General features: G+C 55.7%; 21 protein-coding genes and 1 pseudogene. 8 read left to right on the top strand and 14 right to left on the bottom strand.

The window, feature by feature from the left end; all coding sequences use genetic code 11:
• Position 1: 1 nt before the first annotated feature.
• Genes KDW96_RS01370 through epsC form a run of 4 tightly spaced genes read right to left on the bottom strand, consistent with a single transcriptional unit; the run spans position 2 to position 4096 of the window.
• On the bottom strand, positions 2-1519 hold the full coding sequence (locus tag KDW96_RS01370; RefSeq protein ID WP_255838608.1) for an aldehyde dehydrogenase family protein: 1518 nt from the start codon (positions 1517-1519) through the stop codon (positions 2-4).
• 4 nt (positions 1520-1523) lie between these two features.
• Positions 1524-2414: an NAD(P)-dependent oxidoreductase gene (locus tag KDW96_RS01375; RefSeq protein ID WP_255838609.1), complete on the bottom strand. Its 891-nt coding sequence runs from the start codon at positions 2412-2414 to the stop codon at positions 1524-1526.
• A 13-nt stretch (positions 2415-2427) separates the two neighbouring features.
• The gene (locus KDW96_RS01380) at positions 2428-3315 is read right to left on the bottom strand and encodes a VOC family protein (RefSeq protein WP_255838610.1); all 888 of its coding nucleotides are present in this window, start codon (positions 3313-3315) and stop codon (positions 2428-2430) included.
• A gap of 13 nt (positions 3316-3328) precedes the next feature.
• A complete protein-coding gene (gene epsC, locus KDW96_RS01385; RefSeq protein WP_255838611.1) occupies positions 3329-4096 on the bottom strand; it encodes a serine O-acetyltransferase EpsC in 768 nt (255 codons plus the stop codon).
• A 106-nt stretch (positions 4097-4202) separates the two neighbouring features.
• On the opposite strand from epsC, the gene KDW96_RS01390 reads away from it, so the two are divergent.
• Together KDW96_RS01390 and KDW96_RS01395 are read left to right on the top strand one after the other, a co-directional pair.
• Positions 4203-5111 (top strand): LysR family transcriptional regulator, encoded by a 909-nt coding sequence (locus KDW96_RS01390; RefSeq protein WP_255838612.1) that lies wholly within the window; start codon positions 4203-4205, stop codon positions 5109-5111.
• 76 nt (positions 5112-5187) lie between these two features.
• On the top strand, positions 5188-5286 hold the full coding sequence (locus tag KDW96_RS01395) for a helix-turn-helix transcriptional regulator (RefSeq protein ID WP_370295486.1): 99 nt from the start codon (positions 5188-5190) through the stop codon (positions 5284-5286).
• Positions 5287-5867: 581 nt separating this feature from the next.
• Here the strand turns inward: KDW96_RS01395 and KDW96_RS01400 are convergent.
• From KDW96_RS01400 to KDW96_RS01415, 4 genes are all read right to left on the bottom strand, one after another.
• Positions 5868-7580: a hypothetical protein gene (locus KDW96_RS01400; RefSeq protein WP_255838613.1), complete on the bottom strand. Its 1713-nt coding sequence runs from the start codon at positions 7578-7580 to the stop codon at positions 5868-5870.
• Between the two features lie 29 nt (positions 7581-7609).
• On the bottom strand, positions 7610-8560 hold the full coding sequence (locus tag KDW96_RS01405) for an abortive infection family protein (protein WP_255838614.1): 951 nt from the start codon (positions 8558-8560) through the stop codon (positions 7610-7612).
• A 277-nt stretch (positions 8561-8837) separates the two neighbouring features.
• Positions 8838-9410, bottom strand: a complete 573-nt coding sequence (locus tag KDW96_RS01410) for a CFI-box-CTERM domain-containing protein (protein ID WP_255838615.1) — start codon at positions 9408-9410, stop codon at positions 8838-8840.
• Positions 9403-10224: a CFI-box-CTERM domain-containing protein gene (locus tag KDW96_RS01415; protein ID WP_255838616.1), complete on the bottom strand. Its 822-nt coding sequence runs from the start codon at positions 10222-10224 to the stop codon at positions 9403-9405. The genes KDW96_RS01410 and KDW96_RS01415 overlap by 8 nt, the downstream gene beginning before the upstream one ends.
• A 285-nt stretch (positions 10225-10509) precedes the next feature.
• Here KDW96_RS01415 and KDW96_RS22120 point away from each other — a divergent pair, with 285 nt between their 5' ends.
• The 3 genes and pseudogenes from KDW96_RS22120 (at position 10510) to KDW96_RS01430 (ending at position 11789) form a co-directional block, all read left to right on the top strand.
• Complete coding sequence (locus KDW96_RS22120) at positions 10510-11109, top strand: thermonuclease family protein (protein WP_370295487.1); 600 nt, start codon at positions 10510-10512, stop codon at positions 11107-11109.
• Positions 11110-11140: 31 nt separating this feature from the next.
• Positions 11141-11245: pseudogene (locus tag KDW96_RS01425) on the top strand (NADPH:quinone oxidoreductase); the annotation flags it as partial.
• A 178-nt stretch (positions 11246-11423) separates the two neighbouring features.
• Complete coding sequence (locus KDW96_RS01430; RefSeq protein WP_255838617.1) at positions 11424-11789, top strand: hypothetical protein; 366 nt, start codon at positions 11424-11426, stop codon at positions 11787-11789.
• 378 nt (positions 11790-12167) lie between these two features.
• Here the strand turns inward: KDW96_RS01430 and KDW96_RS01435 are convergent, their stop codons facing one another.
• The 3 genes from KDW96_RS01435 to KDW96_RS01445 form a co-directional block, all read right to left on the bottom strand.
• On the bottom strand, positions 12168-13130 hold the full coding sequence (locus tag KDW96_RS01435) for a hypothetical protein (RefSeq protein WP_255838618.1): 963 nt from the start codon (positions 13128-13130) through the stop codon (positions 12168-12170).
• 790 nt (positions 13131-13920) lie between these two features.
• Positions 13921-15180: an ATP-binding domain-containing protein gene (locus KDW96_RS01440; protein ID WP_255838619.1), complete on the bottom strand. Its 1260-nt coding sequence runs from the start codon at positions 15178-15180 to the stop codon at positions 13921-13923.
• The gene (locus tag KDW96_RS01445) at positions 15177-16964 is read right to left on the bottom strand and encodes an ATP-dependent nuclease (protein ID WP_255838620.1); all 1788 of its coding nucleotides are present in this window, start codon (positions 16962-16964) and stop codon (positions 15177-15179) included. Before KDW96_RS01445 ends, KDW96_RS01440 begins: the two co-directional genes overlap by 4 nt.
• Before the next feature lie 362 nt (positions 16965-17326).
• Between KDW96_RS01445 and KDW96_RS01450 the strand changes: the two genes are divergently transcribed.
• Positions 17327-18811: a hypothetical protein gene (locus KDW96_RS01450; RefSeq protein ID WP_255838621.1), complete on the top strand. Its 1485-nt coding sequence runs from the start codon at positions 17327-17329 to the stop codon at positions 18809-18811.
• A 122-nt stretch (positions 18812-18933) separates the two neighbouring features.
• Positions 18934-19806: a hypothetical protein gene (locus KDW96_RS01455; RefSeq protein ID WP_255838622.1), complete on the top strand. Its 873-nt coding sequence runs from the start codon at positions 18934-18936 to the stop codon at positions 19804-19806.
• A 460-nt stretch (positions 19807-20266) separates the two neighbouring features.
• On the opposite strand, the gene KDW96_RS01460 is transcribed toward KDW96_RS01455, so the two are convergent.
• From KDW96_RS01460 to KDW96_RS01470, 3 genes are all read right to left on the bottom strand, one after another.
• Positions 20267-20509 (bottom strand): AbrB/MazE/SpoVT family DNA-binding domain-containing protein, encoded by a 243-nt coding sequence (locus KDW96_RS01460; protein WP_255838623.1) that lies wholly within the window; start codon positions 20507-20509, stop codon positions 20267-20269.
• Between the two features lie 443 nt (positions 20510-20952).
• The gene (gene rnhA / locus KDW96_RS01465) at positions 20953-21405 is read right to left on the bottom strand and encodes a ribonuclease HI (protein ID WP_370295279.1); all 453 of its coding nucleotides are present in this window, start codon (positions 21403-21405) and stop codon (positions 20953-20955) included.
• A 180-nt stretch (positions 21406-21585) separates the two neighbouring features.
• On the bottom strand, positions 21586-22347 hold the full coding sequence (locus KDW96_RS01470; RefSeq protein WP_255838624.1) for a class I SAM-dependent methyltransferase: 762 nt from the start codon (positions 22345-22347) through the stop codon (positions 21586-21588).
• Between the two features lie 75 nt (positions 22348-22422).
• On the opposite strand from KDW96_RS01470, the gene gloB reads away from it, so the two are divergent.
• Entirely contained in the window at positions 22423-23196 is a 774-nt protein-coding gene (gene gloB / locus KDW96_RS01475; RefSeq protein WP_255838625.1) for a hydroxyacylglutathione hydrolase, read from the top strand.
• Positions 23197-23248 lie beyond the last annotated feature (52 nt).

The following is a 23248-nucleotide window of genomic DNA, read 5'->3' on the forward strand; positions in this document are numbered from 1 at the left end:
ATTACTCCAGGCTGGCGCCGTAACCAAAGCTAGCGGCCGGCTGAGCAGCGGTTTCTACCCAAACGCTTTTGACTTCGCTGTATTCGCGCAGTGCATCCAGACCCGAGGAACGGCCATAGCCACTCTCGCCGTAACCACCGAAAGGGGAGCTAACGTGGATCGTCTTGTAGCCGTTGATCCAGAAGGTACCAGCGCGTACCTGGGCGGCAACACGGTGGGCACGCCCGACATCGCGCGTCCACACACCACCGGCAAGGCCGAAGCGGCTGTCGTTGGCGATACGGATGGCATCCTCTTCATCCTTGAACGGTATGGCGACCACTACTGGGCCGAAGATTTCTTCCTGGGCGCAGTACATGGCGTTGTTGCCAGCCAGCACAGTGGGATGGACGTAGTAACCAGGAACGTCCGGTAGAGGGGTAACGTCTTGCCCCACCAGCGTAGCGCCGTCCCGCAGAGCACCTTCAACCATGTTGCGCACGTGAGCGTACTGCTTGGCGTTGTTGATCGGGCCAATCTGGGTTTCGGTATCGCTCGGGTCACCCACCTTGAAGTTCTTGGCTGCTTTGGCAAGTGCCTCGGTGAAGCGTTCGAAGATCGATTCCTGAACCAATAGACGAGAGCCGGATACGCAGCTCTGTCCTGACCCCGAGAAGATGGCGGCTTGAGCACCGCGCAGCGCGAACTCAAGATTGGCATCCTCAAATACGATGTTCGCAGACTTCCCACCGAGTTCCAGCACACAGGGGATGCAGCGTTGCGCACAGGCTGTGGCAATGTGCCGTCCGGTTGCCGGCGAGCCCACAAATACGACCTTGCGGATGTCTGCCTTGGCGATCAGAGCCTGGCCAATTGTGTGGCCATAACCGGCAATCACGTTGACCAGTCCTTTCGGAATGCCGGCCCGTTCGATCAGTACCGCAACCATCAGCGAGCTGACCGGAGTCAATTCGGATGGTTTCAAAATAACGGCGTTGCCTGCCGCAATGGCCGGGGCAATCTGCCAGCCGCAGGTAAAGATAGGGGCATTCCAAGGGGTAATTTGTAGAACGGTGCCCAACGGTTCATAGCGGACATAGTTCAGGTGGCTGGTCGGCACCGGGATGACTTCGCCGTGAAGCTTGTCGGCCCAGCCGGCGTAGTACTCGAACATTTCAGCGACTTTAGCCACCTCAACCAAGGCATCGCGGATAGGCTTGTTACCGGTTAGGGCCTCGATTAACGCCAGGCTTTCCGATTCTTTACGGATCAGTGCGCCAATCTGGTACATCAAGCGACCCCGCGCCTGGGCGGTCATCGCACTCCACTGTGCCTGGGCGGATTTGGCAGCGTTATTGGCCAGCTCGACCAGACTCTCGTCGGCGTCTGGGTACGAAAGCAACGGCGTGTCATCGTGAGCGTTGCGAATTTCGACTGTTTCGCCGTGCCCCTGAACAAACTCACCGCCAACATAGCTGGCAATCACGCTGCGCTCGCCCCAGAACGAGTGGAGAGTGCTCAGGATTTCCTCTGTAATCATGATCTTATTCCTCGTGACCAAACAATTTGGCATCGGTGCGCATCACGATGCAGTTGAAATCTTCGCCATCGGCAAGTGTTTCGCGGCTGGATTGCCACAGCTGACTGACCAGGCTGGCGACCGGTAGATCCAGATCAAGCTCGCCGGCAAGAGCGCTGGCCAGGCCAACGTCTTTGCGCATTAGCCCCATGGTGAAACCCGAGTTGTAAGCCTTGTTCAGTACCCAGGTAGGGAACATCACCTGGCTTGCAGCGCTGCGACCCGAGCCGGCATTCAGACCTTCGATCAGCTTTTCGGGGGCAACACCAGCCTTCGCCGCCAGACTTACAGCCTCGGCAGTAGTGATCAGGTGAGCGGCAGCCAGCAGGTTGTTGGCGATTTTCACGACGTTACCAGTGCCATAGCCGCCTACATGCACGCGGTTGCCACTCATGGCTTCCAGCACGGGCATGGCCCGCTCCAGCACCCCAGGTTCGGCACCGATCACCATCGTCATGCTGCCCGCAGCTGCGCCGGCAGGGCCACCGGAAACCGGCGCGTCGAGGAAGCCGATAGACTTTTCGGCGAGTGCAGCGGCCACCTTGCGGCTGGCTACGGGAGTAGAAGTGGTAGTGTCAATGATGATCTGCCCCGCATGGCCCAGCTCCAGAATGCCATTGGCCCCAAGGCAAACAGCCTCCACGTGCTCGGCTTTAGGCAGCGACAGCACCAGCACATCGACACTCCGAATCAGCTCTGCCCTGTCTTTGACCGGCTTGACGCCCTTGGCGGCGACCTGCTCGAGCGCGGCCTCGGAAAGATCAAAACCGCTCACATCAAATCCATTACGAGCCAGAGTGGCCGCCATGCCGCCACCCATGTTGCCGAGCCCGATCACACCTACTTTGGTTGTCATTTCAGAGTCTCACTTAAATGGTTTGTACAAATTCCAGAATCACGTTGCCAGCCGCACTTGGCTCAACCAGCACACGCTCTGCAGCGTCCACATGCGCAACCGCGTTGCGCTTGAGGATCGTGCGAACGTCATCAAGGCTCTTGGTGTTAAGGCGAATGGCAATGGCATGGGGGCGTTCAGCGTTAGCCTTCGGTAACGAAATGCCCGCGAACTCTTTGGCGGCAGTCTCGGCGCTAATGGCGCGAAACACACCGCACCCGGTATCGGCTTCGAGTGCGTCACCGTTAAACCTGACCTGATCGCCATAAAATGCACGCCAGCGCGATTCGAGTCGTTTCGGATCGGCCAGATAGGTCACCGCTAGGATGCCGTCAGCGCCATTGGTATGGTTCTGCCAGCCTTTAACCCAGATGAGTTCAGGGCGGTGTTGGTGGCAGATGAAATTCGAGGCATCGGGCAATTCGGGATCGATGAACAAACCCAGCGATACCACCGCCTCATCATGCTTACCGTTCGGCAACGTCATCCGTCGGCGAAAGTCGATAAGCCCCTGGCTCGTCAGGCCGTTCTCAGTCAGACGCACGTGATCGGCGCGGGCATCCTTGCTGTGCAGCGCAACCAACGAGACGCCTTCTTCGTGCTCGAGGAATGCCCCTAGCTGACGACCGAAGCAGAAACCATTGGTCGAGTTGGTGCCGAACTTCGACAGATCGTCAACGCCGATCAACTCGATAAAATTGCTGGGGAACATCATCAATGTGGTGACGGTTCCCCACGGATGAAAGCTAACTGGAGAAGGGGAGAACCCCATCTTGCAGTACATTTCCAGCGCGGCGGCGTGATCGTGGACAGTGACCAGGGGATGATCGATGCCCAGGGGATATTGTGCTTCGGCGGACATACTCAACTCTCCGTTATTGGCCTTGGCTTTGGGGTTTCAACGTTTCGAGAACGGCTGGTACGTTGCTAACAACCTTGGCGGGGGTCCCAGCGACCACAACACCCGCGAGAACTGGCTTGAGCACGACGGCGTTGGCCGCGACGATCGCGCGCTCCCCGACCTCGATGTTGCCAAGCACCGTTGACCCGGCACACAAAAGCGCGCCACGACGAATCTTCGGATGCCGGTCTCCGGACTCGTTCAAGGTGCTGCCCAGCGTGACGCCGTGCCACAAGCTGACATCGTCCTCGACTACAGCGGTTTCGCCGATAACCAGACCGATACCGTGATCAACAAACAGACGTATGCCGAGGCGAGCGGCTGGATGGATATCGATACTCCAGTGATTGGCTGCCCAGTTCTGCAATAGCACTGCACTTTGAATATCGCCTTCTTGCCAAAGCGTGTGGGCGAGTCGATAGGCCTGGACGGCCTGAATGCCACGAAAGGACAGAAACGCCGTCAGCTCATCAGGGCAGGCGGGGTTCACGGCCACCAGGTGCTGGATATCTGCCGCTGCGCCCGTGGCAATTGCCGGATTGGCTTTGATCAGCGAAAGAAACCAAGCGTTGAGGTCGACGTTGCTCGCCTGAGCCGATAGTTCCTGAGCCAGGTTTGCAGCAAGTGCCTGCTCGAATCCCGCATGCGCATGGACGCGAGTCTCCAGATACTGGCGCAACACCGGATTGCACTCAGTGGCTTTCCGGCCTTGATCACAAATAAGATGCCAAAGCGCTTGCATAACGGGTCTCCCATTTCTTGTGAACCGAGTATGGACAGGCGTCTGGCTTGCCTACAATAATCACAAATAGAAATTTTGTTGCGTTCAAGGCAACACTGGAGACAGCTTGAGTTCGCTACAAGATCATCGAATCCGCTACTTCTTCGAAGCTGTTCGATTGGGCAGTGTCAGGGCCGCTGCTGATTTTCTGGATGTAGCACCGTCAGCGGTGAGCAGGCAGATATCCCAGCTGGAGCATGAGCTGGCGACGTCCTTGCTAGAGCGGCATCGCCGGGGAGTAAGACCCACGGAGTCAGGTGAGCGCGTGCTGGCTTACTACCGGCAGCGCCTGGCCCAGCAAGAATTGCTGATGGACTCATTGCAGTCCTTGAGAGGGCTTCACAGTGGCTCGATCACCCTCGCTGCGGGAGAGGGTTTCATCGAGGATCTGGTCGTTCCGCTCACAAGTTTTTCGTTGGCCTATCCCAAGATCGAGCTTAAGGTGAATGTCTGCGGGAGCAACGAGGTGATACGCCAGGTCGTGGAGGACGAAGCACATATTGGCTTGGTCTTCAACCCAGCGAGCGATCCGAAGATCCGATCGCTCGCCCACCACCCTCAACCAGTCTGCGCGATCGTCAATCCCGAACACCCATTGGCAATACATCAAGCTTCTGTCTCGCTGGCTGATCTCGATCAATACCGCTTGGCTCTACCAGAAGTTTCCTACGGTATTCGCCAAATCGTTACTCAAGCTGAGCATCAACAGGGGATCAGTCTTGCGCCGACACTGACTTGCAATACCATCGCGATGCTAAGGCGCTATGCCTTGCTGGGGGGAGTTGCATTGCTGCCCACCTTCGTTGTGGCAGATGACATCAGGTGCAAGGAATTGGTCGCTCTCTCACTACAAAACGCGGTTTTTGCTAGTACCCAGACACACCTTATTACTCGCCTTGGGCGTCAGCTGAGTATCGGTGCCAACCGACTGCTGAACCAGATGCTCGCGGAAATGACTGCATTCCAGCCCCATTAGTTGAACTTCACCAGATGTGACGGATTACCGCACCATTGCCTTTGAGTGTTTGAGCAACGCTGACCAAAGTGTCGCGGTGATAGCCGAGCAGGCCGGCTTCCGCGAAACCAGCGCGTTTCACTGCACTTTCAAGCAGTGGGCGGGAGAGAGTCCGGGCAACTATCGGCTGAAGTAGCGCTCAATTGTGCACCGTTCTGGTGGCTGTTAATGAAAACAGCTAGACGTATAACCGTTAGCCTTGCTTGACTAGGCCAAATCAAGCAGAGCCAGCCATAGAGGCTATAGCTCCAACGCCCCTCCCTCTCAAACCCGGAAGGTCGTCAGTGCTAACCGCCAGGTCGCAGTCGATCAACATGGCCTTGAGGAACCAATCATATGTCAGCACGCTCGCGTCCTGTGGTATTTCCTCGGCACGCTCGGCCCAATTACGATCGACAAAGACCTTCCAAGGATAATCGGGGACGAACCAAAATATTGATGCTGCCGATCAGCTCCAGGATTCGACACTGCCTGTCGTAAATGACTGCTTTTGGCCGTTCTCTGCCGATCGCCAGTCCGGCGTACTTGTGCTGGTCAACTCGAATGCAAACGCTTGGTCAGCACGGATGCAATTGACTGGTCAGTGGCAATGCAAACGGGTGATCAGGTCCACGCAAATTCGCACTAAATGCTCGCAACAGCTAAACGGATGGCGTAGCGGATTGCTGACCTCCCTCAACAGCTCGCTGGCGCGAGCTGTTGAGGCTATTCCGTTGCTCATTCGTCGATATCAATCTCGAGAGCTCTCAACACTGCGACAAGAGCGTGATCACAACCTTCGGCCAGGTGGAAGAAGTGCGTACGGAAATTTCCATGGGTGGTACGGGCTTCACGAATAGCGACAGCTTTCTTTTCGTTAGTCGCATGTCCCCGGATCTCATTACGAAGCTCATGGAGCTTTCTCATCGGCGCTAAGATCTGCTTAGCGTCCTCTGCGCTGATTGAGCTTCCCACGAGAATTTCATACAACAACTTGAGCGAGCGCCAGGTTGGCTCCAGGACCCGTCCTTTTGCCTCAGCCATCTTACGCAGTGGCTTGTCGAGAAAGCCTTCTACCAGACATTGATCGAGAGCCATGACTTCATCACCCCACTCCTTAGGCGAGTCTGTGGCTGGAGCAAGCACGCTATCGATCAGCTCCTCACCGCGAGGGTTCCACCAGGCAGGCTTTCTCTTGTCGAGTGTTCGGATCTTGCGCTTGAGCGCATCTAATGGATGATATTCGGTGTACCAGTTGCCCTCGATGTCCGTTCGATGCGCGCGCTCGGAGATGGGGGCCTTAGGCCATTCGTTGAAGGCCTTCCAGTACAGTTGTTCATCGTAAGGGAGCTGCGATAGGTCCCAGATGTAGGCATGAACCTGGCCGGCCTCATTGATATCGTAAGATTTAAGGTACCAAGCTCCTCTGCACGAAATGCTCCGGTCCTCCAGCGTGTACTTCTCAGGATCGCCCTTGAAGCGATTTAGAACCTCTGCCCTGAAAAAAGCGGGAGATATCTGCCAGGGAAGATCGCTATCTTCAAAATAGCTGACGATGTGCTCGGGGCTGCAAGAAGTCTCTACCTGGCGGTCATTCTTACGGTCAAAGATTTTGAAGACCGCGTACTCACGATCTGGATCACCGTCGAAGTCTTTGCGCCACACCTCTTCTTGTTCTTCAACGGTGGTCTTAGGCCTAACCACCATGGCTCCATGCGCGAAGCTCGCCTTACTGGTCGATCCACCATGATAGAACAGATCTGACTCGTCTCGGTTGTACCGACTGGCGCCATCCCAGCCATTGAAGCTGCCCGTCACATAACGAGTAAAATCAAATTTCATGAGCAGCGCCATGTCCGCTAGGGCCATATAATTGTCCAGGTCCTTACGAAGGATCGTGACCATATCCCGCCCTTCTATTTGGTCGGGAATTTGGAGCCTCAGTATTCTGATGACATCCTCGATATCGCCATTGTCATTCAAGCGGCAATACGCCTTTCGCTCATCCACATAGTGAATGTCGAGGCAATGTACGAGTTTTTGACTAATTTCGATCGGCGTTGGCCCGGTATGAACCCCCTCAAGACGTCGCCGAATGACCAGAGGTTCACCCCCTGCTAAAGCAGACCCGCTGTCCTCTGGAAAGGGTGCCTCAATGTAGACACGATGTCCTTCATTGGAGCACCAGGACTTCTCGATGCGCCAGGTGGTATCGGTAAACAGTGAGAGGTTTTGAAGCGCTTCACCATCGGGGGGAGTGACATTATCGGTTGGAGCGAGTGCCCCGACGATGAGAAGGAAAGGAGCGCTAACGTAAATCACAATCTCGTCTGATTCCGAGTTTGCTGTCATGTACTGAACAGCCTGCTCGGCATCTTTGTACCAAGGATCATCCTGGTCCTCTGGGGCTGTCGCAAACGCAATCAAAGGTTTGGTATCGAAACGACGCATTTCCACTCCCGCAAGCCCAATTGAAGATTTCAGGGGTTGGCCCGGTAAGCCTGATCGTGCAAAAAGATGATCGCAGAGGCCGTCATATTCAGGGTGTACTTCGCCACATGCTCTGGCACTACCTTCTGCACCTCGCCGGCACCATGCGAGGAGCTCAGTTTGTTGCGAAGCGTGCCGACAGTCATCAGTGGCTGCTCCCAGAAAGTATCCATCTCAGTTTTCTGCATGATGGTCCGAATGAGCTTGGAGGTTGTGTCCCCTTGGGCATACCCGAAGCCTTTCTGTCCGCAGATCACCTTCATGACGCTTTCGTAGCTGCTGTTGCACTTGGTGACGCAGTCGCCGAATTTTCCGTGCCGAAAGTCTTCCAGAGCTGCCATGAACTCGGAGTTTGCATTGAGGAATGCAGGCTGACGCAATAGCTTCAGAGCGGGCTCGATAGCCGTCTCGTGGATAGCTTGGCTTTCCTTTGGAATGACCCTCGCATGCTCACGAATTCCGGTGAATTGAGTGAGGGAGCCTCGGTACATTTCTTCCGTGGTTTCCCATACCGGTTTGGTGACGAAGTAGGGAAGATCATCTACGTTTAAAAACTCGTTCAAGCGATCAATTACGAGTTCATGCTGACCGCCTATGTAACGCCATCCTCCCTGATGGACCAGGTATTCAATGGCATCAAGAAAGTGGGGGTCGCTGCAGGTATGCAGAAACTCGAAAGCGTCATCAGCGTAGGAAAGATTTTTCTTCCCTGAGAGGTTTTGGTGCCCGAGAAGGTAGGAAAGCCGGTCGTGAAGAAACTCTAGGGTTTCGACCATGCCCGGACCAACGTCCCGAATGAGCATGAACGTCCTTTGCCGGAACTGCTGAGTGAGCTGCTTTTTCGGCTTAGTCTGGTTTTCCCTACGTCGTGAAAAAACGTTGAAGATATTCCCTATCACTACTACACCTTGAAGCCGTTCAAAGAATGGCATCATAGTCATGAAGGTGTCGTATAGCCATCGCCTGGGCATCGCCGCCAACCGTTAGCTTTGTTCTTTTCCCGCAGTAGGCCGAAAGGATGTTAGTCGGTCTGTCGGCGTCGCCTCATCGTCGTTGGATCATTTCCAGCCATATGGGTAGTGAGCGGGAAGCGTCTGCTTTTGGCCGACAGCTGCCAAAATCATGAAAGGCAGAAATCGGCCAGAAGTGGTCAATCTGTCCTATAAATAAATCCGTCCCCTTTTGCTCAATCACTGGGCCCGAGCAATCATGCACGAACTATCGAATTAGCTTGATGGCCTTGATGATCATTCCGATGGAAAACTTGGCAAGAGACCTAATTACCGGCTTGTCCTCGACGAACTTTGCCAGCTTAGGCCCTGTATGCCAGTACCAATCAATAAATGAACGACCCACCGCGCTTTTCGATAGCGTTTCATCCCTAAATACGCGTAGATAATTTACATCCGGGTGATGCTCATCCTGATACGCAGCGGTTGCAACGAAGCACTTAGCACCCGACTTACTCTCGATGCGCATCGTACTATTACCGCTCTTCACATCGGTAGTAACCTTCTGCGTCGTCAGCCGCCCGCTTTTTTCGAGCATGTTGAACGTGTCGACGTGGTCTTCAACAGTTTTCTTGGCGTGCACGTATTCGATGTTGAGTTCGTGTTGCTTAGACTCAAGCCGTAAAGCCTCATCCCCAGCCTTCTGCATCAGGTTATCAGCCTGTTCTTTTGACAGTCTGGACACGGCCTGGCCGATCAACGACCCAGCTTTCAGGCCGTTATCATGAAGCCCCACATTGCGATTTCCGGACGCGGATGGAATGTTTTTATTGTCACTCATGTCGTTCTCCATAGCGCTTCGCAAGCCCTGCAATAGCGCCAACAGCAAGCTTACTGGCCACTTTTAGCGGTTTATATTTCTGGATTACGTTGGCGATGGCCTCGCCGTGGGTGTAGTACCACACAATGAAGTCACGACCAGCAGGCCTGTGGATCAAGTAATCATCCCTCCATACCCGCAATGCACTCGTCTCCGGAGCATCTACTCCGAAGCAAACGGTTGCCACGAAACATTTCGACGGCGTGTACGCGACCACCGAGAGGGTGCTAACAGGCGTTTTCACTGAGTAGTTTGCAGACTTGACTTGACCGCTACTGATCGTGCGTTTCAGTAAGCTGACCTCCTTGATTGCATTTGCTCTCAAAAGGTCGGTTTCAGCTCGCGTAGCTTCCGCCAGCATTGCCCGCGCCGCTGTCATATCATCGTCATAGAGCCACTTCGCGGCCTCCATGACATGCTCTGGGATGAATGCCAGTGGATCTTCAGAGCGGAGGCTTTCAAGGGCGTCGTCGATCTGCCTGAAGCCTTCAGCCGGTTCTTTGATGTTGACCCTGATCGACTTGTACCCCCCGCTGCGCTTGTGCTTGCTCAGCACCTTCAGAAGGATGTCATGACGCTGTTCAGGCTCAAGGTAGGGCTGAATAAGCTCAACCAGGCGCTCGAGTGTCTGGCCCGACAGCTTCGTTGATCCTGATTTCCAGCTAGAGTAAGTCTTCCTAGCATAGCGCTCAGCAGCATCACCATGGATTGAGCCGTAATCGGACATCAGGCTATCGAGAGCATCTTTATCAAGCGCCAGGAATGCCTTACGCATGTCAGCTACAGCCCCGCCGAACAGGCCGGTTAGCGCGTCGTACCTAGTGGGTTTGCTGCTGTATCCGCGCCCCCTCCAGCTTCTGTATCTCCTGCCGTATCGCGCCATGCCTCTCCCCTTTCGGCAAACTGCCACAAGCTACCAAATTTGGATGCCAATGTGCCAGCAAGACAGATAGAATCCAGTGAGGTTTGATATTTCAAATGAATACCGGAATTGTCAATGTTAATTAGATATATCAGCTACATAGCTTTAGTATTTTCCGCCAACGCACTTTCCAGTGAAATGAACTGTAAGGTCATTGCGATAAGTGATGGAGACACTTTCACCTGCTTAACGGACGCAAAGAAAAGCATAAAGGTTAGACTGGCAGAAATTGACACGCCAGAAAAAGCTCAGCCGTATGGCCAAAAATCAAAATCCGCACTAGCAAACTTTATATTTAAAAAGATAGTAACTGTATCTAGCCAAGGCAATGACAGATACAACCGAACTATTGGAGCCGTCTACTTAGATGGCCTTTATGTAAATAGAGAAATGGTAAAGATCGGGGCGGCTTGGGTGTACAGACAGTACAACCGAGACAAATCGCTTCTCAAGGACGAAGAATGGGCACGAGCAGCCCGACTGGGGATTTGGTCTCAACCAGAAACCCAGATCGTGCCGCCGTGGGAATGGAGGAAAGCTGGTAAGGCATTGCAGCAGGCAGTGCAAGACTCAAAGTCGTCGTTAGCAGCTACCGCTTCCAGTTCTTGCGGAGCGAAGCGATATTGCACCCAGATGTCATCGTGTGAGGAGGCGAAATTTCATCTCAAGTCGTGCGGGCTTAACTCACTCGACCGCGATGGCGATGGAGTGCCTTGCGAAAATCTTTGCGCTCGGTAAATAGGGCTTCACCTTTCTCGACCCCAGCGCTAAGGAAACCGGCGGCCACGGTATGGATGCGGTGTTCGACGCTATCGGCGGCAACACACTGACGCGTAGCCCCGATGCGCTCGCACAACTGGGCCGCGTGACCTCGTGAGGACCGCAAGCCCCGTAAGAAAAGACCGACCACCTCAGCTGCTAGGCGAGGCATCTCCACCCCTGGGCATTCCCGGCTGCATCTGCCGAATGATTGTCGTTTTGGCGGCTGCTGTAGAATCCACGATCCGGGGGATTCCCAAACAGTGTAGACGTCGAGTCACAAGGAATTTTTGATGCTGAGCAAAGGGCAACGGCTTGAACTCTTTTACGAGGCGCTGAAGAAGGCACCTCGTCCATCCAGCCCTCAGGAGTCGAGAGCTACTGCTGCGAGGGTCCTGGAGCAGATAGAGAATGAGCACGCTCCCGACGGCGAGAGGAAAATGACGGTTCCGGAGTTAGAGCACAGGTTTAATGTTCCGTATGGCAGAGGTGGCGTCTACATCCCGCTTATCGACGGCGAGATCCACATCAACGCCACTGGCGCGACCGGCTATCACGACTCCAACAATGGTATACCCTTGTATCGACTGGTGCTGGAGTCTGCCGACGGCACTCCTTTCGAGCCGATCCCTGACTTCAAATATCCATTCCCCTCTTGAAGTCTGAGTCCTCCTGCCGCACAGCGCCGCCAACGGCGGTGCCTATCTGATCAACGCCACAGACCAGCCCCCCAGGCTCACCTCGAAGGCCATACGGCTTCACGACATTCACCGTGGTCATGCGTTTCCGGCGCTTCTCGTTACCAGCACTGTGCTCGGCAAGCTCCTGCAGCGCCTGAGGCTCCAGCAGTTCCCGCAACGGGGTCAGATCGTAGAGATTGGTTTCACTTCGATCGTGAGTGCGATGCGCTGTTGAGTGCATGCATGGCGATTGACGAGTCTCTGACCCTGCTGTCGGGTCTCGAGGCCTGGGGGCTGGTCCCTGTCGTTACGGCCTGATGAGCAACGGTGCTCAGTTGCTGCGCCTCCGCAAAACCGTCAGGTAAAGTGGAAATACTGCGGGTAGACGGTGTTCAGATAGCCCTTGCACCGGCCGGCGATGAAGGCGTGAGCCTCCTGCAGGCTCATGGCCGTTTCAGTGTTCTCACGCTCGCTCAGCGCCTTCAGACCGTGACGCGCGTCGTAGCCCACGAGCGAGAAATTGTTGGCGTTGTTGGTGAATCTGCCTCTTTCGGCCTTTGTTCCAGGGATCTCCTTCCCCTTGAGCTTTGCATGGGTTTCCATCGTTTCAAGCAACTTGTAATAGTTGGACCAGCTTGCCTCGAATCCGAGGTACTTCAGCATCATGTAGATGTCCTCATTTTCGGTGGCGAGGACCAGCAACCCCAGGCGAGGTGACATCTGCAGGGCCTTGCCCAGCTGTTCTTCCCACTTGTGCTGATGCATGCGTGGCCGGCCCAACAGTGCAATCACCCGTGCCTGCTGCCTACGACTTACCCTCTTTCCGAGAAAGTAGATCTCACGAATAGATTGTTTCCTTGCCTGGAAGGAGAACAGCTCGTTGGCACCGTTGAAGATGTTCACCAGCTCATAGGCCAGCTGCCAAATTACCTCTGGGTCCCGCTGATCATTGAAGTACAGCGAGTTGAAGCTGTAGTCATTGCTTGGGCAGTCATTCACGTGATCTATCCCACCCCAGATTCTGAAGTAGTCCGGTGAACCACCACGGCCAGTCATGCCGTAGAGATCCTGGCCATCACCGGTTAACTCAACCTCCCAGTCTTCTTGCTTGAAAGGCGCTTCGTAGCCAGCCTTGGCATCGGCAAAGGCATCACTTGTAGTATCCAACTGGGTAAGCGGCGTCCCGTGCACTGCTAACTCCTGACCACGCAGAAACATCTTTGTAGCCGCGTCCTTTGCATCACACACAGTCATTCGCACACCGTCACGAACAACGAAATCTTCTTGGCTATCGGTCGCCGCGTGTGGGTTTTCGATCATTCAGTCACCAGTCTTGCGGCATCTGTCATTGAGTTAGGGAAAAGGGCCATATGCTGCAGGTAACGTTCCTGCTAGGACGGCTGACTTAGCTGAGTATGATGGCATCTTTGGACGGACTCACGCGACGCTTCCACCTACCCAAGCAATTGCTGGTGGGCCCACCGATCCAACCTTCGGAGCTTTCGACGCGGGAGACGATCAACATCATATTCAGGGCCTGCGGGGCAAATTCGTCATGGCCGGCACAAAAACTCAAAACCCAGTAAGGGTCAAACCGCGACTGGTGAGCCTAGCGACCAAGTCACCGGCCGACGGGGCGTGGCGCTGGGAGATCAAAATCGATGGTTTTCGATTTTAGGCACGCATCGATGGCCGGGTCGTGCAGCTGTTCACCAAGAATGGCCATGATTGGACGAACAAGGTGCCCCGCCTCGCACTTAGCCTGGCCCGGCTGGCAGTGCACTCAGCCTGCTTGGACGGCGAAATTGTGTTTCAGCAAGAGGATGGTCGGCCTTCGATTCCGGCCAGACCCTCTATTGGTTCTGGCCGACTCCGGGCTTTCATGACCGGTAGCTGTCGGCCAATTGCGGTCGGTCGGTGTCGAGTGGAACTGATAAGGAGGGTAACAACCCCGAATCACAAGTCGACAGCCCCCGGCCGTCGATGCATCGGTACGCAATGTCCTCTTATTATCCAATCAACCATAACCCCCACGCCTCTAGGGAGTCCTGCTCCGAAATGCGCACCAGGGGGCTTTCTGCCCAGCGGTCCTCGAACTAGAGGCGCCGATCTAGGTGAACGGAGGCGCAGCCATAGCTCGCGCGCTCTGAACCAGGACCAAACACTGTCCTTTCGCTCGCGTGATCGCATTGTAAAGAAGTCGCCTTTTTTGGATCTCGTCGCCCCCAATCGCTGCAGGCCAAAGTACAAGCACCAAATCAAACTCACGATTTTTTGCGCCATGTACCGTCAGGGCTCGAATCCCAGCACCATCATTGCCTGCAAGCCGCCGCTGATTAGAAAACGCCTGGCGGATCGTTTCTTCCATTTCCTGGCGGGAAAATGTGGTCCGCCCTTTGGTTCTTCGTTGCCGATCGACCCAGCGGATAAAATCTTGAGCAATGCCTCGCGGTTTCCCATCCATCAACGCTAGGGCTTCAATGACGCTAGCATGATCGGGCAACGCCAACTCTTCGATGAAGGCTTCAGAACGAACCGACTCCGACTGCTCCAAGATTACATGGTGCGGGCCATTTCCTTTTTTGGTGATGCGAGTCTCTACCCACTCGCGTACTGCGTGAGCGAAGGTGCCCATTGTCGGAGTGATGATCGCAATTCTATTGCCGACTCTGTTCCAACTGATCGCATTAGATATCCAGGTGCCCGCTAACCTAGCGTTCGCAGTTGCTACCACCTTGAATTGGCCGGAGCTTCGAGGCGCCTGCCCAGATCTGAGCGCCCTTGCAGCAGCAAGTAGATCACGGTCGTTCGTACGCCTAGGTTGATCCAAGGTGACCTCGTTTCCAACGGCGGCGAGCCATTCACACGCTAAATTTGGACGAAGCTCCTCCATCAGACACTGAAACTCATCGGACGCAACAAGCAACTCCACATGCGCTGCGAGCGATTGAACAATGGCAAGTCGACTGGGGGTTAGGTCTTGCGCCTCATCAACCACCACGACAGGGAATGCGCCGGCGACCCAACGGGCAACTTCGTCACGGGCGATCAGCTCTGACGCCAAGCCGCAAATTCGTTCGTATTCACCGACCTCAGGAAACTCCGCACCCAAGTGATTAATCAGCGCTCTCCACCGACTTACCACCCGCCATGCGAAGCTGTCGAGGGTGCTGCATTCGTAGCGACGATTAAGCCCGACGACTCCTGCCAAGCGATCATCCAGCCGTCGCCTTGAACCATGCATGAATGTGAGGGCAAGAACTCTTTGGCCCTCACGCAGCGGTTCATCTGCCAACTGTGCCGTGAGCGAGGACATAAGTTGAAAGGTTTTGCCACAACCCGCAGGTCCTGAAAAAGATCTGACGGTCATCGGTGGAATACCCAGGCACCATCGTCGCCTTGGGTGAAATGGCGGTTCGGACTAGCGGCACAGGTCAGTGCCAATGTACTAAACAGGTCAGCGGCTCTAAGACGGCATTCCACAGAGTTAACGATAGCGTCCGCTAATGCCTCATAGCAGATCACATCCATTTTCTTCAGTTTCAGATGTACCACGATATCTTCAGCGGATGTCGGTGGGACGTTAGGCACATCGCTTAGCATATGCACCATTTGCTCTTCGTCGGCCTCAAGGATCCATCCGATGACATCTTCGATCATCTCGCCATCTGCCCAGCGAATGATCACTGGTGGGGGAGTTTGTGTTTCTCGTAGCCCCCTTGTGTAACGGTGCCCATCTGCGTCGCCATCGACAAGGCAGCAGACGCGCTGATGCGTGGTAGACAGAAGCTGGTAGGTTTCGACTACTTTTGCATCTTCCGTTGGCACGACCCCAACCTGGAGGCCGAACATCGCATCCATACCCGTTGACCATCCCTCGCTCAGCATCAATGGGCGAAGCACCGTTTTCAATAACTGAAAGTCCGCTCGCCCCTCGGGCACAAGTACGCAAGGGTGCATGAGCGCCGAAAGTACATCCACACGGCTCTGCTGGAAGAACTTGCGCTTCCAGTTTGGCGCTTGGGGCGGGAGTTTTTCAGGTAAGAATGGCAGTGCCGATAGCTGCCCGTCCACGTTACGGAGGATCAACACCGATGTGGGATCGGACACCGCAGCGATAAGCGGTGAATGAGTGGTAACAAAAGTCTGAGTGGAAAGCGCTTGGACGCGCTGAACCAACTGTTGCTGGCCTGCTGGCGGTAGGTGTAGCTCAGGCTCCTCCAAAGCCATCAGAAAACCTTCACCAGCAGCGGCTCGACCTCTGCCGAGCTCTAGTAGCAACAACAACCCTTGGAGCGATATTAGGCCACTGCCTTGCCGGGCCGCAGGCACCCCCAGTCCTTCGCCGACCGCGAAATGCGCCGCGACGGAGTCCAGCAGGGATCGACTGTCGGTACTGGTTACCCTCAACTGAACAGAAGGCGCATTGGGAATGCACTTTGCCAACTCAGAGTTGACGTTCTCGATGAGCGTAGCAATTTGCCGATCATTTTCGATTGGAATTGCCGGTCTTCTCAGCCGATCCCGCTCTGAAAGTATTGCGGATGAAGGTTGCGCCGCCGCTGCCTGCAAGGTTCGGCGGAACAACTCGCTACCCCATGAGAAAACCTTGTCCCAAGTCCGGCTAGCCCTCACAAGATAAAAGCCCATTTCCTTGATGAGCTTGGGCGGCACGCCCACAGGCGCATCGTCTGCAAATGGGTCCATAGGGTTATCATGGTCATGGAAATACCTGACCATTTCGACGCTCAGCGAATCGCGGTCGAAGTACGCTTGAGCGCCGATTTGGCAACACAACATCGAAGCCTGGTCGGTCCGTACGGGACTCACAGTACCGGTGGTCTCATCAATCCATTTTGGAACGCCCCGGCCGTCTCGAAACCAGTCCAGGTGATCACCTGGATCCTGGGAGGGAAACCCCATGACAGTCGCGACAAGCTTGACCCGATCCTCAGGTTGGGGATCCGAGCCGAAGAAATCGTGTTCGGTAAGCTCTCGTATCATCCGCTCTCGGCCGAATAGCAACGTGAGCGCTTCGATTACGGTGGTTTTCCCGGTGTTGTTAGCGCCGATCAACACGGTGTGCTGCTTGAAATGAACAGTTCCTTGGCGAATACCCCGGAAATTTGAAATCTCAAGGATTGCAACTCTCATCCCAACTCCTTTTATCAGATAACTACCAGGGCTTTACATTCCATTAGCGAGTGTATCGCTTGCGCTGGAGCGAGTGCGGAGCCTATCGGTTCCGAACATCTCTTCAGGGCCTTCAAATTTGCGCGAGCAATGGCAATGGGCTATTAGATTAAGCTCAATGACACATGGCAGATCGTCACAGAGGTACAGGAAGTTCGATCTGACAGAGACAACAGGGAGAGCAAAATATGGTCCGGCACATTTCATCACTACTCATCGCAAGCGCTGCACTTCTAACAACCGGGTGTGAAGGTATCTCTGTAACCAAAGCACAGACCATTGACTCAACGACCGCTACAAAGGGGCATGCGTGGAACCTTGCCATGACTCGTTTTACGGTCACCATTGCTCGGCATGTGGTTAAGTGTGGCGATCAGATGGTGGCCGAGGTAGAGACACTCGCAACGGCCGGCACCGCCCCCGATGAGGAACAGCGCTACATGCTGTACTCAAATGGTTGGTTCTCCACCAGCGACATCAAATCGACCTATGATCCTGCCTCTAACCTGAGCACTGGTCTTAATGCTTCAAGCGTAGGCCAGGGCCCCGCGATCGTTGCGAATATTGTCGGTACCGCGGCGAAGCTGGCACTAACAGCTGCCGCAATGGGCGTAGCCCCTCCAGAGGCCTGCTCGCCTGACGTAGCTAACGCAGTTAAGGCGCTCTATCCAGATGGCCAACCCTCCTTGAAGAAGTCGGTGGATAATGCCACCGCTCTGCTCGCCCAACACACTGCAACTCTCGCCTCGCTTAACGCTCAACTGGCAGCGGCCAAGACTGACAAGACGCTCCAGGGAAAGGTCGTCCAAGCCATTCAACAGCAAAAAAGCGCCAGTGATAGTTTGGAACAATTGCAGACCCAGTTGGCTACCAGCTTGAAGGTCACGACTGACATCCAGACCGTTACCTGGCCTAACCGGTCATCAGAGGCCAGCACAACTGCACCGTTCAAAATTAACCCAGACTTGTTGAAGAAGTGGATGGCAAGCTCGGTGGACAAAGCCACGTTTGACGCGGCCTCCAAGAGCCTCAGTGTTTACTTGGCTTTATACAGCCAGCCAACCAACAACGCATGGGAGCCATTACAGTCACTAAAAACCGATGGTCTCAAGATAGAAGGTGTACCTGTTCGGCAAGCAAGAAGCGCCCGGCTCTTGATGTGCATTACAGATGCCTGTCCTGCCAAGCTGCCGGAGGGGGTCAACTTAACCGACAAACAGTATGCGGCTGATTTCCCTGTACTACAGGCCGGACCAACTTACTGGCTACCTGCCGAGGGCGGCGCATTCAGGTCTCAGTCTTTGGCAGTCACACTCAATGCTAACGGCAACCCCTCCGAGATCCACACAATGGAAAAGGTCGCCGTCGCAGAAAGCATGTCCGGCACTGCCAAAAGCGTAGCAACCCTACTGTCTGAGCTGCCTGCTGCCCTAGATGCCGCAAAACTTGCCCAGATCAAGGCTGAAACAGACCAGCTAAACGCGGATATTGCACAACAGTCTGCACAAGCGACGGCAGGTATGCAGACGCAAACCAATACCGTCACGGCGCAAAAGAACCTAGTTGAAGCGAAGAAGGCCTACGACGCAGCCGTATCCAGTGTATCTCTCCAAGGCCAACAGCAAGAAAAGGCCAGCCTGAGCGCCCAGAGCGATGTCCTCGAAGCTCAAGCAGTCCTTGCGACAGCTCAAGCCAAATCTCAGGTGGTGAATGAAACCAGTGTGCTGGCTGCGCAGACCTCTCTCCTAACCGCCCAGACTGTGCAAATCAATGCGGCCAAAGCCCTCGTAGCGGCCCAGCAGCAGTGAGTTGGCGGTGGAGAGCGATGGCGGCAGATGTTCAGAGATGCAGTGTGAGAGTAGGTTGGCGGAAAAGCGGTCGTTACACTCAGATCACCGGCCGACGAACCGCCCTAGCAAAGGAGTAGCTGATGGCCCTAAGAGCCAGTTCTTATTTCCCGTTCCTCATGCTTGCCACCCTCACGACGACATTGCAGGGGTGCGCCAGCGGAACCGGTTATACATCTGGTTTCCAGTCTATGGAAACCTTCGAAAAGGGAGGTCACTTCTATACCGTCTACTACGTCGCAGTGGTCTCGGATAGCGCCGGTATTGACCGAGATAGAGCGCGCCGGCTCACTTGCTACGCTCAGGCGCCCGACGATGTATCTGCCTATAACGCTATTCCGGTTTCAATCAAAAATACCTTCTATGACCACACCTACCGACACGATGTTGTGAACTCGCTCCACTCGCTACACGGCGGGGACACCAAAGCGGTAAACCATCGACGCGAAACCCTCCAAAAACTCACCGTCGAATCGTTGAAAGAGGGGCCAGAGTCAGATTGGAAAACTGGGTTCATAATTCACGCGCTGGGCGATAGCTACGCTCATGTTCACGGCGACTTCGACGCGCCCGAAGCGTATGGGGAAAAGGTGGGGCACTTCTTCGCCACCATTAGCGGAAACGATCCTGATGATGTGTATGCTGGCGACAATTACAAAGAGTTCGATGCATACATTCAGGCGCTTTACGTCGCTTTGGCCAACCCTAGCGACCCAGTGTACGAGGCGAATCGCAAGAATCTCGAGTCAGTGGTCAGTCAGATCAAGGACAACACTGGGATCGCGAACAAGAGCGATAAAGCGTTCATAAAGCTGCTTATGAAACTTACAAAAAATCCCATCACACCGTCTGAATGCGGGCAACTCAACTCAGAATTGGACGACGTCCAAGTGAGGGCCTTCCTTTCGAAGCTGACGGGAGAGCTTTTATATGTGGAAACCTCCAACGATAAATAAGCAAACTCAGCGCGCTCGACGTGAGCGATTGGCTCGAAGGTAGCTGGAAAAGGGGACAAATTTTATTGACGAGTTCATCGTCCGCCTCTGGTCGTAAACAGCCTTTCGCGACCGGCAGCTTTGGGTCGACTTCAGTCGGATCCCACAGGCTGCTTCTGGCCGATTCTGTTGAAAAAGTCAGCCTTGGTTTCCGCGGCGGAAAAGTTGGCGCCTGAGATTGAAATCGTAAAATTCGGCAGAGGTTTGTGGGCTCAGATTTCACGTAGCGACGTACAGAAAAGGGCTTTTCATTGGTCACTATTGAGACAATTCGGGAAAAGCGACTTTTTCAACAGAATCGGCCGAAAGGAGGCATTAGCAATGTGCCGGTAATTCGCCAATAGTTGCAACACTATCGGCTGAATTAGCTGATGACTGAGGCTTCTCTAGGAGCTTTAGTCACGGTACTAATACCGCAAACCTATGGTGCCGAGAGGCAATTTTTTTGCTTTATTGCAGAGTCTATGCTCTCAAACAGATCATCAACTCGGTCTGGAACGCGGGGAGTCTTACTCAGGACAATGCAGCGGGTTGTTCCGACGTACTCTTCTATGAGGTAGAGGCTATCCCCGACATCAACCCCCATTGTTTGGAGAACTTCGTCGGGAACCCGGATGATGCCATCGCCATCCCAATCTTCAATCACAACCTGCGTTGCAGTCATCTATTGAGCCCCTGATGGCAGAGCTAACGCTCTGGAATGACGGAGAACCTGAAAGTCTATCCAATATAGTCGGCGGCCGGAATCAGATCGTCGTCACTTGCAGCTTGGCCGGAAGTGGACGCTGCCATGACTGTTATCGAGGGGAATGCGTCCATGGCTCGTAGCTTAAGTTTCAGGGAGATACCTTCCTCCCCTCTCCTCACCTCGGGTGAATCCGCCTCTTCTCTCCGAGCATGGCGGACACTGCTCTTGATCTTAAGATGTAAACGATGGAGGTCCGAAATAGCTCATCATTTACACTTCAGCCCCTTGAGGGACGAAAACCCAAGCACCAGCACCATGCAGCATGATTGCAAGACCCTGCCCCATAAGGATTTTAAGCTAGCCAGCAACACACTTGATGGCCGTTTACACCGCTGGCAAGTGGGTAGAAGCGAGAGATGCTACGCACGCTTCAATCCCCTCACTTCATCGACGCCACGGTTGGCCAGCTGGTCGGCCCGCTCGTTGCCCGGATGGCCGGTATGGCCGCGCACCCACTGCCAGGTCACGTTGTGGCGATTGACCTGCTCATCCAGCTGCTGCCACAGATCGGCATTCTTCACCGGCTGTTTGGCGGCAGTTTTCCAGCCGCGCTTCTTCCAGTTCGGCATCCAGTCCTGAATGCCCTGCATGACGTACTGCGAGTCGGTGACCAGGCGCACCTCGCAGGCCCGCTTCAGCTCGGCCAGGGCGCGAATCGCCGCGGTCAGCTCCATGCGGTTGTTGGTGGTCTCGGCCTCGCCGCCCCAGAGTTCCTTCTCCACACCCTTGAAGACCAGCAAGGCACCCCAGCCACCGATGCCCGGATTGCCCTTGCAGGCGCCGTCGGTGTAGATCTCGACTTGTTCAGACATGCACAGCCTTTCTCTCGATAGATTTCGCCCCGCAGGCTTAGCAGGGCGTTGAAACAGGTAGCGAGCGACGGCCCGGCCGGGCGCGTTCAGCCGAAAAAGCCCAGCCCACTCGCAGTGAATAAGCATCTTGCGACTCGATTCAGCACCGCTCAGCCGAGCGCGGTGGTTGTTCGGCGCCTGCTAGCGCTGTTCGGAGTCGCGCCGACTGACCTTGGCCACCGGCATCGGCACCAGTTTGCCCATGGGCGCGCGCTGGCTCTGGCGCAAGGGCCGCAGGCCGACCACCAGCTTGCGCGCCACCAGCAGGTAGAAGCCGCCACCCGGCGATTGCCAGGCATCGCCCCAGGCTTCCAGGGACGCCAGGCGAGCCTGCCAGGCACTCGAAGCAAGCGGCGGACGATAGCACCCGAAGCGGCGTTTCTCCAGCGCGAAGCCGAGCAGGTGCAGCCAGTCGCTGACCCGGCTGGGGGCGATACAACGGGCCCGGCGCAACGCGTCGCGGCTGAACAGATGACGGACTCCCCAGGCGCTCAACGGGTTGATGCCGACCACCACCAGGTGGCCGCCGGGTCTGACGCTGCGCGCCGCCTCGCGCAGCAAGCCGTGGGGCGACAGGCTGAAGTCCAGGCCGTGCTGCAGCAGCACCAGGTCGGCGGCATGCTCGCTCAATGGCCAGGCCTGCTCCTCGCAGACGATCTCCACCCCCTTGAATGGCGCACCCAGGCGCACGCTGCGCTGGATCTGGGTGGCGCCGCTCGGCGTCTGCGCCGAGGGTCCGTAATGCACCAGGTAACCACCGAAGAACCGCGCCAGCTCGTCCCCCAGCAGCCGCTCCTCCTCGGCCAGCAGCAGCTGCCCGTGGGGGCCCTTTAACCAGTTGCGCGCCTCGCCGATCAGCGAGAGCCAATCGGCGTCGGCCTGAGCGAATGGATGATCCGACATTGGGATTACCTGCGTAGCCGTCATTGCCAATGAGGCCTAAGATGCACCTTTGTGAACCGCTATGCGACCCACCCCATGATAAAGATCGACGCCCTTCCCGCCTTTACCGACAACTATATCTGGTTGCTGCAGGATCCCCAGACGTGCCGCTGCGCGGTCGTCGACCCCGGTGATGCCGCCCCCGTGCTGGCCTGGCTCGATGCGCACCCCGACTGGACGCTGAGCGACATCCTGGTCACCCACCACCACCACGACCATGTCGGCGGCGTCGAGCAGCTGAAAGCGACGAGCGGCGCCCGCGTGCTCGGTCCGGCCAGGGAGCAGATCCCCGCCCGCGACCTGGCCCTTGGCGAAGGCCAGCAGGTCGAGGTGCTCGACCACACGTTTCAGATTCTCGAAGTACCGGGTCATACCCTCGGCCATATCGCCTACTACCAGGCCGAGCAACACTGGCTGTTCTGCGGCGACACCCTGTTCGCCGCCGGCTGCGGCCGCCTGTTCGAGGGCACACCGGCGCAGATGCATGACTCGCTCAGCCGCCTGGCGGCGCTGCCGGGCGAGACCCTGGTGTACTGCACCCATGAGTACACCCTGAGCAACCTGCGTTTCGCCCAGGCGGTCGAGCCCGAGAATCCACAGATCAGCCAGCGCCTGGAACAGGTCAGCCAATGGCGACAAACGGGGCAAATCAGCCTGCCCTCCAACCTGCAACTGGAACGTGCCACAAACCCTTTCCTGCGCAGCGACGAAACCCCGGTACAGGCCAGGATCGCCGAACGCGAAGGCGTCAAGGCGCGTCCGCCCGTGGAGGTTTTCGCCTGCCTGCGGGCCTGGAAGGACCAGTTCTAGAAAGTCGACGGTGGCGCAAAAGGACAGTCGAAAACTTGACCCCCCGGATGTC

It is taken from the genome of Pseudomonas benzenivorans (genome assembly GCF_024397895.1).
GTDB classification, from domain to species: Bacteria; Pseudomonadota; Gammaproteobacteria; order Pseudomonadales; family Pseudomonadaceae; genus Aquipseudomonas; species Aquipseudomonas benzenivorans_A.

Excerpts from the sequence above, each read along its gene's own strand:
- KDW96_RS01370 (WP_255838608.1), bottom strand. The coding sequence starts at position 1,519 with ATGATTACAGAGGAAATCCTGAGCACTCTCCACTCGTTCTGGGGCGAG.
- KDW96_RS01375 (WP_255838609.1), bottom strand. The coding sequence starts at position 2,414 with ATGACAACCAAAGTAGGTGTGATCGGGCTCGGCAACATGGGTGGCGGC.
- KDW96_RS01380 (WP_255838610.1), bottom strand. The coding sequence starts at position 3,315 with ATGTCCGCCGAAGCACAATATCCCCTGGGCATCGATCATCCCCTGGTC.
- epsC (WP_255838611.1), bottom strand. The coding sequence starts at position 4,096 with ATGCAAGCGCTTTGGCATCTTATTTGTGATCAAGGCCGGAAAGCCACT.
- KDW96_RS01400 (WP_255838613.1), bottom strand. The coding sequence starts at position 7,580 with ATGCGTCGTTTCGATACCAAACCTTTGATTGCGTTTGCGACAGCCCCA.
- KDW96_RS01405 (WP_255838614.1), bottom strand. The coding sequence starts at position 8,560 with ATGACTATGATGCCATTCTTTGAACGGCTTCAAGGTGTAGTAGTGATA.
- KDW96_RS01410 (WP_255838615.1), bottom strand. The coding sequence starts at position 9,410 with ATGAGTGACAATAAAAACATTCCATCCGCGTCCGGAAATCGCAATGTG.
- KDW96_RS01415 (WP_255838616.1), bottom strand. The coding sequence starts at position 10,224 with ATGCGTAAGGCATTCCTGGCGCTTGATAAAGATGCTCTCGATAGCCTG.
- KDW96_RS22120 (WP_370295487.1), top strand. The coding sequence starts at position 10,510 with ATGAACTGTAAGGTCATTGCGATAAGTGATGGAGACACTTTCACCTGC.
- KDW96_RS01430 (WP_255838617.1), top strand. The coding sequence starts at position 11,424 with ATGCTGAGCAAAGGGCAACGGCTTGAACTCTTTTACGAGGCGCTGAAG.
- KDW96_RS01435 (WP_255838618.1), bottom strand. The coding sequence starts at position 13,130 with ATGATCGAAAACCCACACGCGGCGACCGATAGCCAAGAAGATTTCGTT.
- KDW96_RS01440 (WP_255838619.1), bottom strand. The coding sequence starts at position 15,180 with ATGACCGTCAGATCTTTTTCAGGACCTGCGGGTTGTGGCAAAACCTTT.
- KDW96_RS01445 (WP_255838620.1), bottom strand. The coding sequence starts at position 16,964 with ATGAGAGTTGCAATCCTTGAGATTTCAAATTTCCGGGGTATTCGCCAA.
- KDW96_RS01450 (WP_255838621.1), top strand. The coding sequence starts at position 17,327 with ATGACTCGTTTTACGGTCACCATTGCTCGGCATGTGGTTAAGTGTGGC.
- KDW96_RS01455 (WP_255838622.1), top strand. The coding sequence starts at position 18,934 with ATGGCCCTAAGAGCCAGTTCTTATTTCCCGTTCCTCATGCTTGCCACC.
- KDW96_RS01460 (WP_255838623.1), bottom strand. The coding sequence starts at position 20,509 with ATGACTGCAACGCAGGTTGTGATTGAAGATTGGGATGGCGATGGCATC.
- rnhA (WP_370295279.1), bottom strand. The coding sequence starts at position 21,405 with ATGTCTGAACAAGTCGAGATCTACACCGACGGCGCCTGCAAGGGCAAT.
- KDW96_RS01470 (WP_255838624.1), bottom strand. The coding sequence starts at position 22,347 with ATGTCGGATCATCCATTCGCTCAGGCCGACGCCGATTGGCTCTCGCTG.
- gloB (WP_255838625.1), top strand. The coding sequence starts at position 22,423 with ATGATAAAGATCGACGCCCTTCCCGCCTTTACCGACAACTATATCTGG.